The organism is Mesorhizobium sp. NZP2077 (assembly GCF_013170805.1).
Lineage (GTDB): Bacteria > Pseudomonadota > Alphaproteobacteria > Rhizobiales > Rhizobiaceae > Mesorhizobium.
On the sequence record NZ_CP051293.1, the window covers coordinates 2,285,947 to 2,303,900 of the forward strand.

Annotated in this window: 17 protein-coding genes; 2 read left to right on the forward strand and 15 right to left on the reverse strand. The window is 60.4% G+C overall.

Going from position 1 to position 17,954, the window contains the following annotated elements; translation table 11 throughout:
* The first annotated feature begins 3 nt into the window (after positions 1-3).
* Positions 4-1,509: an aldehyde dehydrogenase gene (locus HGP13_RS11165; RefSeq protein WP_109658953.1), complete on the forward strand. Its 1,506-nt coding sequence runs from the start codon at positions 4-6 to the stop codon at positions 1,507-1,509.
* 120 nt (positions 1,510-1,629) lie between these two features.
* On the opposite strand, the gene HGP13_RS11170 is transcribed toward HGP13_RS11165, so the two are convergent.
* The 13 genes from HGP13_RS11170 to HGP13_RS11230 form a co-directional block, all read right to left on the reverse strand.
* Entirely contained in the window at positions 1,630-2,364 is a 735-nt protein-coding gene (locus HGP13_RS11170) for an SDR family NAD(P)-dependent oxidoreductase (protein ID WP_109658954.1), read from the reverse strand.
* 9 nt (positions 2,365-2,373) lie between these two features.
* On the reverse strand, positions 2,374-3,933 hold the full coding sequence (locus HGP13_RS11175; RefSeq protein ID WP_109658955.1) for a sugar ABC transporter ATP-binding protein: 1,560 nt from the start codon (positions 3,931-3,933) through the stop codon (positions 2,374-2,376).
* Positions 3,934-3,962: 29 nt separating this feature from the next.
* Entirely contained in the window at positions 3,963-4,979 is a 1,017-nt protein-coding gene (locus tag HGP13_RS11180) for an ABC transporter permease (RefSeq protein WP_210266355.1), read from the reverse strand.
* The gene (locus HGP13_RS11185; RefSeq protein WP_109658956.1) at positions 4,976-5,926 is read right to left on the reverse strand and encodes an ABC transporter permease; all 951 of its coding nucleotides are present in this window, start codon (positions 5,924-5,926) and stop codon (positions 4,976-4,978) included. The genes HGP13_RS11180 and HGP13_RS11185 overlap by 4 nt, the downstream gene beginning before the upstream one ends.
* Positions 5,927-6,016: 90 nt before the next feature.
* On the reverse strand, positions 6,017-6,874 hold the full coding sequence (locus HGP13_RS11190; RefSeq protein ID WP_109658957.1) for an amidohydrolase family protein: 858 nt from the start codon (positions 6,872-6,874) through the stop codon (positions 6,017-6,019).
* 14 nt (positions 6,875-6,888) lie between these two features.
* Entirely contained in the window at positions 6,889-7,575 is a 687-nt protein-coding gene (locus HGP13_RS11195) for a GntR family transcriptional regulator (protein WP_109658958.1), read from the reverse strand.
* A gap of 73 nt (positions 7,576-7,648) precedes the next feature.
* Positions 7,649-8,401 (reverse strand): SDR family oxidoreductase, encoded by a 753-nt coding sequence (locus tag HGP13_RS11200; protein ID WP_109658959.1) that lies wholly within the window; start codon positions 8,399-8,401, stop codon positions 7,649-7,651.
* Positions 8,402-8,455: 54 nt separating this feature from the next.
* Complete coding sequence (locus HGP13_RS11205) at positions 8,456-9,454, reverse strand: sugar ABC transporter substrate-binding protein (RefSeq protein ID WP_170136655.1); 999 nt, start codon at positions 9,452-9,454, stop codon at positions 8,456-8,458.
* A 91-nt stretch (positions 9,455-9,545) separates the two neighbouring features.
* Complete coding sequence (locus HGP13_RS11210; RefSeq protein ID WP_109658961.1) at positions 9,546-10,544, reverse strand: sugar ABC transporter substrate-binding protein; 999 nt, start codon at positions 10,542-10,544, stop codon at positions 9,546-9,548.
* A gap of 75 nt (positions 10,545-10,619) precedes the next feature.
* Positions 10,620-11,405 (reverse strand): SDR family oxidoreductase, encoded by a 786-nt coding sequence (locus tag HGP13_RS11215; RefSeq protein WP_109658962.1) that lies wholly within the window; start codon positions 11,403-11,405, stop codon positions 10,620-10,622.
* Entirely contained in the window at positions 11,402-11,908 is a 507-nt protein-coding gene (locus HGP13_RS11220) for a VOC family protein (protein WP_109658963.1), read from the reverse strand. The genes HGP13_RS11215 and HGP13_RS11220 overlap by 4 nt, the downstream gene beginning before the upstream one ends.
* Before the next feature lie 40 nt (positions 11,909-11,948).
* Positions 11,949-12,974, reverse strand: coding sequence for a hypothetical protein (locus tag HGP13_RS11225; protein WP_109658964.1), 1,026 nt, complete (start codon positions 12,972-12,974; stop codon positions 11,949-11,951).
* A gap of 29 nt (positions 12,975-13,003) precedes the next feature.
* Complete coding sequence (locus tag HGP13_RS11230) at positions 13,004-13,843, reverse strand: SDR family oxidoreductase (protein WP_109658965.1); 840 nt, start codon at positions 13,841-13,843, stop codon at positions 13,004-13,006.
* Between the two features lie 165 nt (positions 13,844-14,008).
* Here HGP13_RS11230 and HGP13_RS11235 point away from each other — a divergent pair, with 165 nt between their 5' ends.
* A complete protein-coding gene (locus tag HGP13_RS11235) occupies positions 14,009-16,021 on the forward strand; it encodes an alpha-ketoacid dehydrogenase subunit alpha/beta (protein ID WP_210266356.1) in 2,013 nt (670 codons plus the stop codon).
* Between the two features lie 37 nt (positions 16,022-16,058).
* Here the strand turns inward: HGP13_RS11235 and HGP13_RS11240 are convergent, their stop codons facing one another.
* Entirely contained in the window at positions 16,059-16,862 is an 804-nt protein-coding gene (locus tag HGP13_RS11240; RefSeq protein WP_109658966.1) for a shikimate dehydrogenase, read from the reverse strand.
* A gap of 89 nt (positions 16,863-16,951) precedes the next feature.
* Positions 16,952-17,704 carry an IclR family transcriptional regulator gene (locus HGP13_RS11245; protein ID WP_109658967.1) on the reverse strand — a complete coding sequence of 251 codons (753 nt, stop codon included), beginning with the start codon at positions 17,702-17,704 and terminating at the stop codon, positions 16,952-16,954.
* Positions 17,705-17,954 lie beyond the last annotated feature (250 nt).

The window sequence follows — 17,954 nt, forward strand, 5'->3', positions numbered from 1 at the left end:
AGCATGGATGCCTCGACCTATACCCACGACTTCTGGCGGACCAAGGCCGGGTCGCTTGAATTCCGCACGCAGCACTTCATCGATGGAGCCTATGTTGGCTCCGTCGACGGACGAACCTTCCCGACGATCAACCCGGCGACCGGCGAGACGATCGCGGACGTCGCCCGCGGTGGCGAGGCCGAGATCGACCGTGCGGTGATCGCGGCTCGCAAGGCGTTCAAGTCAGGTGTGTGGTCGCGTATGGACCCACGCGGTCGGATGGCGGTACTTGAGAAATTCTCTGGCCTCATCGCATCCAATGCCGAGGAGTTCGCGATCCTTGACAGTCTCGACATGGGCAAACCCGTGATGGACATGATAAACATCGACATCCCCGGATCGGTCATGTCCCTGAAGTTCTTCTCCGAAACGATCGACAAGATCGAAGGCGCGGTGACCGCGACGACGGCCAGCGCGTTGCACTACATCCTCAGGCAGCCCCTGGGCGTGGTCGGCTTGATCGTGCCTTGGAACTATCCATTGATGATGGCGGCCTGGAAACTCGGCCCGGCCCTGGCGACCGGTAACTCCGTCGTTCTGAAGCCGGCTGAACAATCCCCATTGTCGGCAAACCTGCTTGCAGAACTCTTCATCGAAGCGGGCGGTCCTCCAGGCGTTCTCAATGTGGTCCACGGTCTTGGCGAGGAAGCGGGAAAGGCGCTCGCTCTTCACAACGACGTCGACAAGATCGGCTTCACGGGCTCCACGGAAGTCGGCAAGCTGCTGATGATCTACTCTGGACAGTCGAACATGAAGCGGGTCAGCACCGAATGTGGCGGCAAGACCCCGCAAATCATCCTCGGCGACTTCGACGATCTCGACACCGCCGTTACCTATGCCGTCAACGGTATCTATGGCAACCAGGGCGAGGTCTGCAACGCCGGATCGCGCATCCTGGTCGACAGGAGCATCCACGACGATTTCGTCGAACGGTTTGCCGCCCGCACCAAGCAGAGCTTCGTGCTCGGCGATCCGCTCGATCCATCGACCACCATTGGGCCACTCGTCACCGCATCGCACCAGAAGCGGGTGCTGAGCTACATCGACATCGGCCGGCAGGAAGGGGCTTCGCTGAGGTTCGGCGGGGGCACGCTGGCGTCCGCGCCATCGGGAGCCTATGTCGAGCCGACGCTGTTCACGGGCGTCAACAACAACATGCGGATCGCGCGCGAGGAAATCTTCGGGCCCGTAGCGACCATCATTCCCGTAGACGGGGCCGAGGACGCAATCGCAATCGCCAACGATTCCATCTACGGCCTGGCGGCATCCATATGGACACGCGACATTTCGAAAGCCCACACGTTCGCTCGTGACATCGAAGCCGGCGTCGTCTGGGTCAACTGCTTCGACCATGGCGACATGACTTCGATCTGGGGTGGGTACAAGCAGACCGGCAACGGGCGCGACAAGTGCCTCGAAGCGCTGTCACAGTACACGCAGACCAAGTCGGTGTGGGTAAACCTGGGCTGAGATATCGAAAGGCCGCCGTCGCCTGCGGGACGGAGCGGCCTTCTCGCCTTGGCTGAAATCGCAACGACTGAATGAAAACTGCCAACCGCGATCGTTTGTGGGCTGACCCAGACGGGGCGCTCAGGAACTCATGTACCAGCCGCCATTGATGTTGATCGTCTGCCCGGTGATGTAGCCGTTCCGTGCAAGGTTGACGGCAACCGAGGCGACTTCGTCCGGCTGGCCGAAACGACCAACCGGGATCAGCGTTGGTTTGATTGCAGGATTGTTCGTGATCATGTCCGTCTCGATCAACGCCGGAGCAAGGACATTGGCGGTGATGCCTTCCTTGGCAAGGGCGTTGGCGTAGTAGTGAGCGAGACCGATGAGACCAGCCTTGCTGGCGGCATAGTGGGGACCGATGATGCCGCCGGTTTGCGCAGCGATCGAAGAGATAAAGATGAGGCGGCCCCACTTGCGCCGCCGCATCTCCGGCAGCGCCGTTTGGGTGGTGTGGAAAGCGGGACTCAGGTTGACCTGAAGGGATCGCTCCCAATCTTGCCCTGATACCTGGTCGATCGTCCTGGAGGGATTGATCCCCGCATTGTTGACGAGCACGTCGATCGATCCCAGGGAAGCCCCCACCATCCGCACGAGTTCCGCGGCCCGCGCTGGATCGGAAAGATCGGCGCCGATGGCCACGGCCCTGCGGCCTTTGGCCTTTATCTCATCGACGACAGCGTCGGCGGATTGTTTGTCGGCATTGAAGTGAACTGCGACGTCGCACCCTTCATTGGCCAGACCAAGGGCGATTTCCCGGCCAAGGCCCCGCGAGCCGCCGGTAACAAGTGCGACCTTGGAAGTTAGATTGTCCATGCTGCTGCCTCAACCAATCAACAAATCTGCGAACCGCTCGGGCGGGTTCATGACACGCTCCACCAACATGTCCTCGGTGACGTGCTCTGCTGCAAGATCGCCGGTCACCTCGCCTTGGTAGATGGTGACGATCCTGTGGCTCAAACCAATGATCTCGGGCATTTCGGAGGAAATGAGGATGACCGCGAGGCCGCTCTCGGCGAGTTCGCCGATCAGGGCATGCACTTCTGCTTTCGCATTGACATCAATGCCCCGGGTCGGCTCGTCGAGGATCAGAAGCTTGGGCGCCGTCGCCATCCATTTGGCAAGAACGATCTTCTGCTGGTTTCCACCACTGAGCGTTCCGACACGGGTCTTGGCGGTAGACACTTTGATCTCGAGACGTTCGCGATACTTCTCGAAGATCGACTGTTCTTTGATCGTATCCATGAAGCCGAAGCGGACCAGCCGGCGCAACGACGCCATGCTGGTGTTGTCGCGCGCTCCCAATCCAAGGACCAAGCCCTGTTCCTTGCGGTCTTCCGGTACGAAGCCGATGCCAAGCCGCACGGCATCTTTGGGAGAGCTGATTTCCCGCAATTGGCCGCACCATGACAATTTGCCCGAAGTGATTTTGCGCAAGCCGAAAACCGCTTCCATGAGCTCTGATCGTCCGGCCCCGACGAGCCCGTACAAACCGACTATTTCTCCAGCGCGGATACTGAGATCGACGGTCTTTGCGGAGCCGCCCACACCGAAGCCCTCAAGGCGGAGAACTTCTTCGCCGATCCGGCGCCGCGCGCGATGAAAATAGCTGTCGAGCGAGCGACCGATCATGAGGCGCGTGATCTCGCGCTCTGTGATCTTTTCGCCAGATAGCGTGCCGGTGACCTTTCCGTCACGCAGGACCGTCACCCTGTCGGCAAGCGTCAGCACCTCTTTCATCTTGTGCGATATGTAGACGATGCCGACACCGCGCTTTTTCAAGCGGTCGATCGTGACGAAAAGTGCCTCGGCCTCCTGGTTGGTGAGCGCCCCTGTCGGTTCGTCGAAAATGACGACCGAGCAATTGAACGCCGTAGCCCTCGCGATCTCGACCATTTGCTGGCGCGCGAGCGACAGGTCGCCCACAATGGCATGCGCATCGAGATCGTACCCACAATCTTCAAGAACGTGTTCGGCATCGCGGTAGAGTTTTTTCGTATCGAGGCGGCCGCCCCGCAGCTTCGGGAAATCGCCGAGGAAGATATTTTCGGCAACGCTCAATTCCGGGACAAGCGAAATTTCTTGGTGGATGAGAAGGATGCCGCGACGCTTGGCATCCATGGGGCTGGCGAAAGTCACCGTTTCGCCGCGATAGCTTATCGTACCGCTGTCTTGCGGGAAACTTCCGGCCATGACGCGCATGAGCGTACTTTTACCGGCGCCGTTTTCGCCGCATAGTGCATGCACTTCGCCCGGCAGCACGTCGAACGTGACGTCCGAAAGCGCAATCACGCCCGGAAATGTCCTTCCGACGCCTTCGAGTGAAATGATCGCCCCCTGCGTTGCTTCGGGCTGCGATTGCAATGGTTGCGGCGCAATCGACATCTGAGAGCCTCCCTTGATTGGCGCGAGCGTCATTCGGCTGTCTTGCTTGCACGGTTGAGCTGTCTGTCCAGAACGAGCGCTGCGATCAGCGCCAACCCCATGATGCCCGGGATGTAGAAGGGGGCAACGTGAAGCATGTTGAGGCCGTTGCGCAGGATGGCCAGTGCCAGCACCGCCGCGAATGTTCCGATCAGGTCGCCCTTGCCGCCGCGCAGACGGGTGCCGCCGAGGACGACAGCGATCACTGCCCACAACTCATAATCCTTGCCGTAGCTGGGCGTGGCCGCTCCCAGGTTGGCCGCCATGGCGACCCCACATATCGCCGCCATCAATCCGCAGATGATGAAGTTGATCACGACATGCCGCGACACGGGAATCCCGGCATTTGTCGATGCCGATCGGCTTCCGCCAATGGCGTAGGTATTCCTGCCGTGCACGGTACGCCGAAGCATCCATTGGAAACACAACACGGCAGTCAGAAATATAAAGGGGATCAGCGTGACCGGGCCGACATGCAACATGGTGAGGTCGTACAGCTGTTCGTCGATCGCCGACAAGGAGGTGTCGCCGGCGTACAGGAACGCCAAACCCCTCGTGCCAATCATCCCAGCGAGCGTTATGATGAACGAGCTGACACCCAGGCGCTCAACGGCGAGCCCGTTCAGGAGGCCAAGACAGAGGCCGCTACCTAACGCTACGGCAATCGCGCCTGCCAACCCGATCTGCTCTTGCATGCCGATGACGAGACAAGACGAGAGGCCGACGACCGCCCCGACGCTGAGGTCGATGTTTCCACTGATGATGACGGGAGTGAGGCCGGTGGCAAGCAGACCGACCAGCGCGCACTGGAAGAGCACATTCGACAGGTTGTAGGCCGTCAGAAAGTGTGAGGTGGTCACGGAAAAGAAAATGAAGAGCCCCAGACCGAGCAGCCAGACGGGGTTTCGGGCCAGGTATCTCACGGATTCCACGAGCCTCATTCCTGCATGAGGGCCGTGCGCTGCCTCTTGCCGGCTGCTTGCCATTTTGATGTCCCCGATGCTCATGCGAGAACCCTACCGCGCCGGGAGGCTACGTCCGCCCATACGACACCGATAATCACGACCCACGAAACCAGCCACTGCACGTAATAAGGCAGGCCGATGAGCAGGAGCGCGTTTTGTATAAATCCCAACAGGACCACGCCAATAATGGTGCGGCCGATACCGCCGTCACCGCCGGCCAGGCTTGTCCCTCCGAGGATAACCGCCGACAGCACCTGCAGCTCGAGGCCTGAACCAGAGTTGTTTTGCGCTGCCATCACCCGTGAGCTGAAGACGATGGCCGCCATCCCCGTCAACGTGCCGGAAATCATATAGCAAGTGAAAAGCACCTGCCTGGCGGCTATGGATGAGAAGCGACTGGCGATCTCGTTGCCACCGACGGAGAAGACCTCCCTGCCGAACCGGGTCATTCCAAGCAGGATTGCGGTCAATGCCGCAAGCAGGAGAAAGATCAGCACCGGGATCGGGACGTCGAGCAGGTAGCCGCGGCCGATCACCGCGAACCACGTAGCCTCAGGCCGATCGATGAGGGCATTCTGTCCGCTCGTCCAAACGAGGGCGACCGCCTGGAGAACCGAAAGCATGCCAAGAGTGGCAATCAATGAGTTCAGCCGAAGGATCGCGACGAGGAACCCATTTATGCACCCGACCACCAAGCCGATGATGATCGGGACAGTGACCGCGGCGACGGGCGATATCTCGTCGTGAAGTGTGATTGCCACCACGGCGCAAAGCGACAGAAGCGAACCCACGGTCAGGTCCAGGCGGCCGGCTATGACCACGAATGTCACGCCAAGGGCAATTATCCCCGTCACGGATATCTGCCTCAGCATCTGGGTGATGTTGTCGAAGCTGAACAGGCCCGGCACCGTCGCGCCACCCGTCAGGAGGACCAGCACGGCTGCCGCGATCAGCAGCTGGCGCGCGGATGGCCGACCGATGTCTTTCATATGCTTCTCCCCGGCGACCGCGTCCCTTCAAGGTCCAAGCTGTTACATGTTATCACAGCATAAGGCAGTCGAATACGAGCCGCTATGTCGTTAGACGTTCAGTTTGTAGGTCTCGATGGCATTGTCGCGGTACAGCGCCCGCAGTTCAGAACCGCCGAGCTTCGACATGACCTGATCGACGGCATGGACCCAGCCCACATAGGACACGGCGTTGGTCGCCACGGGCCAGTCGCCGGCGAACATCAGACGCTTAGGCCCAAAGGCCTCCAGCGCGGTTGTCATGAACGGCTCGATATCCCTGACTGTCCAGTGCTCATGGTCCGCCTCCGTTGCAACGCCCGACAGTTTGCAAACGACGTTCCCGGATCGAGCAAGTTCCTTCATCTGGTCGGCCCATGGCCGAAAGCGCTGCTCCCGAATACCTGGCTTGCCGATGTGGTCGAGGACAAATCGCATCTCGGGAAACCGTCGCACCAACTTGATGGTGCTTTCCATCTGCCGGTAGGTGATGCAGATATCGAACGACCATCCGAATTCCGACAGCGCCTTTAGTCCGTCGATGAAATCGGGTCTCAGCGCGAAATCCGCGTCGGCTTCCTGCTGAAGCAGCCTTCGTACGCCCCGCACCAGTACGATGTCGCGCAACTTCTCTAGGTGGCTCCGAACGGCGTCTCCCTTGTGTATCGGCGCATGCGCGACGATCGCCCTGATGCGGTGGTCCTGCTGGGCGACGTCCGCCACCCATCTGGCTTCCGCCAGGGTGGCGGTTTCATCCACATCGCACTCCACGAACACCATTGCCTCGACCTCGACGTCCGCCCTTGCTTCGTCGAAGTCCTGCAAAGTGAAGCCTCGATTGAGTTTTCCCGCCGACTTCAACCATGACATATCGAGCAGGTCAGGGCGCCAGATGTGCAGGTGGCTGTCGATAATCGGAAACGAGGGCATGGCGATCCTCGACCTCAGGTGAGCCGGTTTTGTTGAAGGATATAGTCGCTGGCGCTGCGCAGGTCGGCGGCGAGGGCCGCTTTTGCCGAGTCTGCATCACGAACCTTCAGCGCAGCGATCATGGCTTCATGATGTTTGGTCGGGGTCTTGCTGGTGATCCTCTCGGATCCGGAGCGAACGTCCAGATTCAGGACCGGACCGATCTGCGTCCACAAACCCTCGATGATCTGGAGCAATGCTGGAAGTCGCGATGCCCTGTATAATGTGAAATGCAGGTTCTTGTTCAAGACAATCAACTTTGCCGGATCCGGTTGATGCAGGTCACATTCGGCATTGAACGCCGCGGAGAAGGCAGCGGCTTCCCCAAGTTCGGCTGCGGAAATTCGTTCGGCCGCATATTCGATAGCCATGCCTTCCATGCGGATGCGGATCTCGCGCAGTTCGATGAAGCGGCTTTTGCTCATCAACGGAACGCGGAACACACGATTGGGGAGGAGTTCGATGGCCTGATCGACCATCAGCTGGCGCAGTGCGTCCCTGACGGGCATCGGGCTCGTTCCAATCGCTGCCGCCAGCGTTCGAAGGGTCAGTTTCTCTCCAGGTGCGAACTGGCCCGCGATAAGCATCTCGCGCAGCTGGAGATAGACGCGCACCCCAAGCGTTTCGGTTTCAATCGGCACGATCGCTGAAAGTCCGCTCATGTCTTGCCTCTCCTGCTATTTCGGCTGTTCGACGTTATCACAGCGACTAGCCGCAGGGCATCCGCACTCCGCGTCAGTCCCCGCCGGTGCCTGTGCGAAAATCGAAACCGACGGTCAAGCCGCCATCAACGACCATGTTGGCGCCGGTGACGCCGGATGCCTCGTCGGACACGAGATAGACAATTGTGGACGCGACCTCGTCCGGGTCGAGTAAGCGTCCAATGGGATTGCGCTGCTCGCGAGCGCGCAAAAACATATCCGGGTTGCTGGCCGTCGCCAGATGGCGACGGAAAAAGGGGGTGTCGGTAACACCCGGCGACACGCAATTTGCGCGGATGCCCTGGCGGGCGTGGTCCATGGCAAGTGCCCGGGTAAACTGTAAAATCGCACCTTTGCTGGAGCAATAGGAAACCAGCCCTTGTTCGGCCATATAGGAATCGATGCTGCCGATCGTCACCACGCTGCCTCGCCCACGCTCTATCATTGCCGGAAGCACGCTGCGGACGGCGAAGACAAGGCCCATCAAGTTGACGCCGATCGTCTTCGCCCATGCGTCGTCCGAAAGCTCCAGGACGTTTCCGACTTCAAGATACGCAGCCGCCGTCACGAGAGCGGAAGGTTGCCAGTCCCGTCTTCTCAGCGTCTCGCCGACCCCTTGCCATGTCGAAGCCGCCGATACATCGCCCGATACCCATCCCAGGTTCTCGGTCTCCTGCGCGCCCGACATATCGACGCCAAGCACCTTGTAGCCCTTGCCGACCAGGCGACGCACCGTTGCTGCACCAATCCCGGAAGCCGCGCCCGTCACCACCGCAACATTACTCATGCTTTCCTCCAATTGCCCCGTGGGACCCTTTGCGAACCCGTTGGGAAGGTCCCCTCAAAATGTGGGACGCGGATACTGATCGATATTCTTTTGCGTAATCGAAGGCGATGCGAAGAACACCTGCTTGGGGACCTGCTTGCCCTCCACGATCTGGATCGCTGCCTGGATGGCGGCCTGCGCATCGGCGCTCGGCGATTGCAGGACCGATCCGTAATAGTTGCCGGCCTTGATCTCGTCATAGGCGGTGGCAAACAGCGTGCAATCGGTGAACTTGATCTTGCCCGGCTTGATCTTGCCTTCGGCGATCGCGGCTTTGACGGCGGCAAGCGCCCCGACGCCCATGTCGGAGTTGGCCGAATAAACCCCGTCGATCTTGTCCCCGTATTTGACCAGATAGGCTTCCATCACCGACTGGGCTTTCTCGCGCGACCAATCGCCCGGCTGTACGTCCAGGACCTTGATGACGGGATGCTGCTTGATGACGTCTAGAAAACCCTTCTCGCGCTCCTGGGTTACGGAGTAGCCCGGGAGGCCGTCGATGATCACGACGTTGCCCTTGCCGCCGATTGCCTCGACCATCATCTCGCCGGCGGCGTTTGCCTGTTTGACATCGTCGGGGCCGGAGAAGGTGTTGAAGTAATCGGCCGCCGACGGATCGGCCTGCGAGTTCGTGACGACGACAGGAATGCCGGCCTCCTTGGCCTTGCGCAGAGCAGGCACGATCGCCTTGCCGTTCACCGGCCACACGATCATGACGTCCGCCTGCTGCGCGATGAGATCCTGAACCTGGTCTGACTGCTTGACCGGGTCGATCTGCGCGTCGAGCACGATGGTCTTGACGCCGAGTTGCTTGGTGTAGGCGTTGAAGGTATCGAGATATGTCGCGACATAGCCGTTCACGCCCGAGCCCAGATTGGCGAAGCCGATTGTGATTTCACCGAGTGGCTTTGGAAGCGGGGAGGGAAGCCAATCCTGTTTGTCCTGCGCTGACGCGGCGCCGACAAGCATGGCCGACAGGGCGAAGCCAGTCGCGAGTGTTTTCAATGGTTTCATATCTTCCCTCCTGCTCTTGGCATAGCGGCAGACCATTCGTGCGCTGTGTCGATTGCCCCGGGACCCTTTGGAGATCCCGGGGGAGATCCACTCAAAACGTGGGACGCGGATAGTCAGCGATGTTCTTCTGCGTGATCGAAGGTGAAGCGAAGAAGAGCTGCTTGGGCAATTCCTTGCCCTCCGCGATCTGGATCGCGGCCTGGATGGCGGCCTGTGCATCGACGACTGGCGATTGCAAGACCGATCCGTAATAGTTGCCGGCCTTGATCTCGTCATAGGCGGCGGCAAACAGCGTGCAATCGGTGAACTTGATCTTGCCCGGCTTGATCTTGCCTTCGGCGATCGCGGCTTTGACGGCGGCAAGCGCCCCGACACCCATGTCGGAATCGGCGGAATAGACCCCGTCGATCTTGTCACCGTATTTGACCAGATAGGCTTCCATCACCGACTGGGCTTTTTCCCGCGACCAGTCGCCGGGCTGGATGTCCAGGACCTTGATGTCGGGATGCTGCTTGATGACGTCGAGAAAACCCTTTTCGCGTTCCTGGGCGACCGAGTAGCCCGGAAGGCCATCGATGACGACCACATTGCCCTTGCCTCCGAGCGCCTCGACCATCATCTCGCCGGCAGAGTTTGCCTGCTTGATATTGTCGGGACCGGAAAAGGTGTTGAAGTAATCGGCCGCCGACGGATCGGCCTGCGAGTTCGTGACGACGACAGGAATGCCGGCCTCCTTGGCCTTGCGCAGGGCGGGAACGATCGCCTTGCCGTTCACCGGCCACACGATCATGACGTCCGCCTGCTGCGCGATCAGATCCTGCACCTGGTCGGACTGCTTGGCGGGATCGACCTGAGCGTCGAGCACGATGGTCTTGACGCCGAGTTGCTTGGTGTAGGTGTTGAAGGTATCGAGATATGTCGCGACATAGCTGTTCACCCCGGAGCCGAGGTTGGCGAAACCGATGGTGATTTCACCGAGCGGCTTTGGAAGCGGCGAGGGAAGCCAATCCTGTTTGTCCTGCGCTGATGCGGCGCCCGCAAGCATGGCCGACAGGGCCAAACCTGCCGCGAGTGTTTTCAATAGATTCATGTCTTCCTCCTGTTTTGGTTGTTGGCTGCACGTGTTCGGGTCGAACTCGCTGGCTCCTCCCAGCCTCTCGCCGTCTCAGGACGTCCCCGCGGGTCCCGGTACGGTCACCGTCATTCCCCCGTCGAGCACGAGCGTCTGGCCGGTCAGGTAGGCGGATGCCTTGGAGGCAAGAAACACCATGGTGCCCCCAAGCTCCTCGGCTTCCGCCCAACGTCGCAGCGGTGTCCTGGAAATGACGGATTGGTAGAAATCCTGGTCGTCCAGGATCTGCCTGTTCATTTCGGTGAAGAAATATCCCGGGGCCACGGCGTTACTCGTGATGCCCTGCGGGCCGAATTCGGCAGCCAGCGACTTCGTCAGGCCGACAACGCCGTGTTTCGCAGCCACGTAAGTGGCTTGGCCGGCCCTGCCTATGGTCCCCATGATCGACGATAGGTTGATGATGCGGCCGTACCCGTTCTTCGCCATCACGGGAGCCACCGCTCCAGCCAGCAGCAGCATCGATACAAGGTCGACATTCAACAGCCTGCGGAATTCGTCACCGGTCGTGTCGACCAGCGGCTTGCGCAGTATCATCCCGGCGTTGTTGACGAGGATATCTATCCGCTCATGACGTGCGGCAATGTCCTTGACCAGAGATCGGATGCCCGGCTCGTCGGTGACATCCAGAAGCGCGGCCTCGGCCTTCAGCCCGTTCTCGAGGAATTTCGCGACTACGGCCTGGGTCACGGGGAGGTCAATGTCCGTCGCCACGACATGTGCTCCCGCGCTGGCGAGCGCTCGGGCGGTGGCGAGACCGAGGCCCCGCGATGCGCCGGTAACAAGCGCCACCCGACCAGTGAGATCGAAATCCTCGTTCATTGGCCAACCTTCTGCGTCAGCGCGATCGCCTGGTCGAAGCGCCAGGAAGGCGGCTGCATGAGCTCCAGCGTGTAGCCGTCGGGATCATGGAGGTAGCAGGTGAAGCCGCCCTTATTGATCCCGGCGGTGATCGCCACCGGTTCAGAGACGAACTCCACGCCGGCAGCCGACATCTTCTCGTACATCGCGTGAACGTCACGCGTTCCGAAGGCGAAGTGGGCGGCGCCGATGTTGCAGGGCTTGGTGTCGATCTTGACCCCCTTCGGCTGGATATACTCCATGAGTTCGATGATGTGCCCGGAGAGCCCGGCATCCAGTTCCGGCACCTTCAGAAGCACGGCCTTGAGGATCGCGCCTTCGATGCCGACCAGCTTCCTCGTGTATTCGTTGTCCTGGATCTGCGTGTGGATGACTTCGAGCCCCAAAAGGTCGGTATAGAAGGGCAACGTTCTTTCCATACTCTCCACCGTCCAGGAGGCGTGCCACATGGAACATACGGTCATGGTGATTTCACTCGCTTTCGCTTTGCACGGCGTTCGGCATCTAGGCGGCCGGCGCCGCGCTGAACCGGTATTCGATGGTTCGGGGACTGGCGGGATCCAGTTCCACCGTCGTCGCCACGCCGCGCCTGTTGATGGGATTGGAAGCCAGGCTCGCCCGTGTTCCAAGGTCGAACGCCCCGGTGAGCGGCTCGACGCCCACGCAGACATTCCTGCCGTTCCACGGCGCGTATGCGCGGCCGCGATTGCTCATCCAAAGAAGAAGCGAATTGAAATCGCCGGGATCCCAGGACAACCGGTATAAGACAGCCCTGCTTGCGTCGATGAGCTCCACCCGCCCGTCGATGCCGCAAAGTTCTACGATTTCCTCTGTGTCATGGGCGAACGGAAGCTGATCGAATGCTGCGGTGCCGCCTGCCGATAGGGGGACGCTGGCGAGGTCGTCGAAAACGGCACCCGGCAAGGCTCGCGACACTCCCGGCTCTGGACCCGCCGCATGCACGATGCCGAACTTGAATGCCCCGGGCTTGATCCGAAAAGCGCCTGACAGCTGAGGCAAGGCAAAATTGGGATGCAGGCCAATAGGGCGGGCGACGGCCCTGCGGGTCTCGATGGTCAGCGAGAAAGTCAGGTTCGGGCCGTTCCTGTCGGCGGTGACCTTGCGCACCAACCGCCGGATGGCGGAGGTCTGGGGATACTCCACCTCGATTTCGACGCTTTCTTCATCGCGGTGAACCAGGCGCCAATTCGCGACCGTGCAGTAGCCGTGCAGGAGGAAGTCGGTCGTATCGAGTTGGGCATCTGCCTCGGAGCGGCGCAGGCTCGGCTTCCATTCCTCCGTCACGCTCTCCTGCGGGTAGTCCGCGCCGAAAGGAACGCACGCGAACTCGCTCCTGAGATTTTCCAAGATAGGCGGGTCGGCCTTTATGCCTGGCGCGATCCAGGGCGCCTCGTAGAATGGCGCTACATCTTGACCGCCGACTTTCAACTTGACGCCCGCCAGCATTCCGCCCTTGGCGTGGACGTCGAATTTCCCGTGCGGCCAGTTTACTGTCCAAACCGTCGTCATTTCAAACCTCTGGAATTGGGCGCCGAAAGCTACGCCGCGGCGTGGTCAGGTACGCGAGCGGCTGGCTGCGGACCGCTATCCGAGCAGCCGAGCACGGATTGGTCGTAGTCAACCAGCGACCCGGTCATGATCCCGGAGTCCGGAGACACCAAAAAAACCGCCGCGCGTGCGATCTCGGCCGGATCAAGCAGGCGTCCAAACGGCAGTTTCGCGCCGGCTTCGGCCAGGAACCTGTCCGAGCCCGGGCCGATAACGGAAGCCATCATCGCGCGCTCGCCCGGAGAGTCCGTCCAGCCGATGTTAAGCCCGTTCACCCGGATGCGGTCGGGCAGCAGGGAGAAAGCCACGTTCCTGGTCAAAGTGGCGAGGGCGCCTTTCGACGCGCAATAGGGTGTGATGAAGCTCTGGCCGCCATGACCAGACATGCTGATCACGTTCAAGATCGAACCGCTCGTCTTTTCCCGGCGCATGATCTCGACTGCTTTCTGGATCAAAAAGAACGGCGCGCGCACATTGACGGCGAACAGACGATCAAAAGTCTCGGGAGAGGTATCGAGAATGCTGCCGCGACTTGTGTCGCCTGCCGCATTTACGAGGATGTCGACCCGTCCAAAAGCTTTGTCGGCGGCGTCGATGATCCGGGCGGCCGCATCGACCTCGGCCAGATCCGCTTGCACGAAGTAAGCGCGACAGCCTTTGGCGGTAAGATCGGCAGCCACGGCCTTTCCTCTGTCGCGTTGCCGGCCTGTGATCAGACATCCTGCGATGCCGCGGTCGGCCAAAAGGCGCGCGGTCTGCTCGCCCACACCCTGTGTGCCTCCCGTGACGACGGCGAAGCTTTCCCCCAGCGGGTGAGCCGTGAACGACATTGAACCCTCCCAGTCAACTCATTGCCTTACCTGATACACATTATCTGTTATCACAGCAAGGCTAAAAGATCGTCATATTTATCAACATATGATGATGGCATCCATATTTGACATTTCCAGGCTATTCAGTCATTCCTCCGAACGGACCCTAAGAAGGAGCAGGAGATGAACGTTAGCGTTGGCGTTAGCCGTCAGCCCTTGAAAGAGTTGGACATGAACTTCGCGCGGGAGATGTTCGCAAGAACCGCATTCATCAGGGCGTTCGAGGCCAAGGCGTGGGCTCTAACCCAGACCAATCCGCCACGCGTCATGGGATCGATGCATTTCTGCGCCGGGCAGGAGGCGGTGCCTCTCGGGGCCGTTGCCGGCCTCCAGGAGGAGGATCAACTCATTGCAACCTACCGCGGTCATGGCTGGGCGTTGGCCGCGGGCTTGGACCCGCATTCGGTCATGGCCGAGATATGCCAAAAGGCCGAGGGCCTGAATGGTGGGCGCGCGGGTTCGCCATACTTTATGGCGCCCGATACCCGGTTCATTGGTGAGAACTCGATTGTGGGGGCGGGGACCACGATGGCGTGCGGGGTGGCCCTGGCAAACCTGTCGCTCGGCAACGGCAGGATTGTCGTCGTCTCCATTGGCGACGGTGCGATGAACCAGGGGGCTTCACACGAGGCGTTCGCCTTCGCCGCCGCCAAGAAGTTGCCGGTCATTTTCGTGGTGGAGAACAATGGCTGGTCAGAGTTGACCGCGACGTCCGACATGTTTCTGGTGGAACGCCTCGCTCAACGTGCCAACGGCTACGGCATCCCGGCGGCGACCATCAACGGAGCCGATCCGATGATCGTGCGCGACAGCATTGCGCTCGCTGCCGCTCGTGCCCGCGCGGGCCAGGGGCCAAGCCTGCTCGAATGCCGCGTCCCGAGGCTATGGGGTCACTACAACAGGGACATCGAACACTACCGATCCAAGTCGGACAAGGCAGAGGCTGAAGCCCGCGATCCGCTTACCGAGTTGCGGGGGCGCCTTCTGGCCAGCGGTGTGCCGGCCGAGGACCTCGACCGCATAGTGGCTCTTCAGGACAAGCAGGTCGAGCACCTGGTCGAGACGGTGATGTCCTCGCGGGACCCCGATCCCAACTCAGCTCGCAGCAATGTGATCGCACCCCTCCTGACGGCAGGGCGGAAAATACCCAAGGTCGTTGAGACCAGGGAGATGACCTATATCGAAGCTGTCAATGCCGCGCTGCGGGCAGAACTCGAAAACGAACCTCGAACGTTGGTCTACGGCGAAGACGTCGGCAAAGGCGGCGGCATATTCGGCGCCAGCCGATATCTCCAAAGGGACTTTGGCGCGGATAGGGTCTTCGATACGCCAATCGCCGAGAATGCCATCCTCGGTTCAGCGGTCGGCGCGGCTTTGGCCGGAATGAAGCCGATCGTCGAGATCATGTGGGCCGACTTCATTTTTGTCGCCTTGGATCAACTGGTGAACCAGGCAGCGAACATCCGCTACATAACGGGCGGTAAGTCGTCGGTGCCTATGGTGGTGCGGACCCAGCAAGGAGCGACACCGGGCTCTTGCGCTCAACATTCGCAATCCATCGAGGCCATGCTCGCCCACGTCCCGGGCCTCAAGGTAGCCTTGGCCGCCACTGCCTCGGATGTCTATTCGCTGCTGCGCTCCGCCGCGGCCGACCCGGATCCTTGTGTCGTCATCGAATCCCGTTCTCTCTATCAAACCAAGTCGATGGTGGAACTGACAGATGGCGCCGAGGCCGTCGGCACGGCAAGGAAGCGCCGCGACGGGAAAGACGCAGTCATCTTGACCTGGGGAACGATGGTTGGGCCCTCGCTGGCGGCAGCGGAGGCCCTGTCGGCCGGCAAACTCGATGTGGGCGTGCTTGACCTTCGTTGGTTGAACCCGCTGGACGAGAAGGCCGTCGTCGACGCCGTCACCACGGCAAACGGCAAGGTTCTCATCGTTCACGAAGCGGTGAGGACGGGGGGCTTCGCCGGGGAAATCGCCATGCGCATTCGCGAGCTCGTTCCAAAAATGGACGTCAGAATTTCGCGGTTGACGACCCCAGATGTCAGAATGCCGTCGAGTCCCGTTCTGCAAAAGGCACTCTTGCCGAATCCAGAGACAATTGCAGCGGCCGCGAAAACGTTGGCGTCCTGAGGCCTGGTCAAACAGGGCCGTCGAGGAACCTTTGACGTCAGCCGGATTTGGCCATGAAGAAGTCGGACATGGCTTCGATCTGGCCGATCAGCATGCTGTCTCCTCGATGGATAGGCACGCCGGCTCTCAGCGCGGCTTGCAGCAGGGGCGTCGTCTGCGGCGCCATGACCACCTCGCAGACGACGCCAGACCGCCGCAGCACGTCCTCGCTGAAAGGCAAAGGGTCATCCTTCCTCATCCCCAGGGAGGTCCCGTTGACGAGCAGATCAAACGTGTCGTCGAGGGCCTGCCCGCCCTCGGCCAATACGTTGGCATGCGGAAAGGCTCGCAAAAGCTGATCACGCAGTTCCTCGGCGGCCTGTCTGTTGCGATTTTGGATGGAAAGTGAGCCAGCTCCCCTCGCGACCATCTCGAACGCGATCGCTCTGGCGGCGCCGCCGGCCCCGGCCAGGGCAACCGATTTGCCTTGCCATTGTATGCCCGCTGCCTCGAGACCCCTTATGAAACCCGGACCGTCGAGCATGTCGCCCTCCATCCGACCGTCCTCAAGACGTCGAACGACATTGACAGCCCCGATCGCGTGAGCGCGTTGCGTCACGACATCGCAAAGAGGGGCGATGGCCGACTTGTGAGGGATGGTCACCAGGAAGCCCGCAATGGAGGCGACACTCCTACAGGTGGAAAACACACAAGCCAGACGATCTCGGGGGACCTGAAAGGGTACCACCACTGCGTCGTACCCGCGCTCGACAAACCGCGCATTGAGCAGTGCGGGCGCCCTGACGTGCAGGACCGGATCGGCCAAAATGGGATAAAGCCTGGTCGTGCCTGAAATAGCCAATTGACCCTCCCTGAGACCCCGCAGATAGAAGCGGAAGGGAAGGCTATGTCAACATGTTACACTCACATCATTAGTTGATATCAACCTACTTACCGCTTCGCAATATCCTTGAGACGATCGACATAGCGATCAAGGTTATCATTGAACCGTTCGGATGGGGCCGACAGCCCTAGTACCATTTGCGAGGGCATTTTCCCGATCGGAACCGCGAGACAGGACAGCCCCGGAGCATATTCCTCGTTCTCGAACGCAAAACCGCGCTCGCGCGTCTGGGCGAGTTCCCCTTTAAAGACCTCCACATCGATGATGGTGTTTTGCGTCCGCTTTCTGAGTTCGTGTTTGGACAGATACTGATCCCGTTCGGATGGATGGACCATGGACAGAAGCATTTTTCCGCTGGCTCGCGCATGGGCATCACCTGTCGTGCCTTGGGCGATCTCTCCCGCACGAATTGGTGCCGTTCCGGTGGCTGTTGCCATCACCACGATCTCGCCGTCGATCCATCCGACGATGTAGGCGGTTTCACCTGTTATTTTGGCGGCCTGTTCGGCCAGCTCCGCCATCATGCCGGGCGCGGCCAACTGGCGTTTGAAGCCATCGGCGATGGAGGCGACACCGAAGCCCAGCGCATACGAGCTCCCACCAATCTTTCTCAGCATATCGGTTTCCACCAGTGTGTGGATCAAATGGTAGACTACCTGGCGGGGGATCGAGAGATCGTCACTTATCTGCTTCGCCGAGATGCCCGGGCCTCGTTGACGGGCAACGTGTTTCAAAATCTGCACGGTGCGCGCCGCCGTCTGCACACGCGGTTTGCCTGAGCGGGTGTAATTCGTATCCATGGTCGTCTGATCCTCGCAGCCTCGACATAGAGCTTATCACGGACGGCGCTCTCTTTGACAAACGGGGCAGTTCGGCCAGGGTTCGATCAAAGTCGAGGGTAATCGATTGTTCGACAACAGCGCCAGAAAGCGTGCAGCGGCGGCCCCAGCTTAATTTGGGGGTTCTGTGGCGGGGCGGAATCTGCAACGGCCGATGGTACGGGAAGCTGGTTGGGGTGCTCGACCAAGCCGCTGCCAAGGCTGACATGTG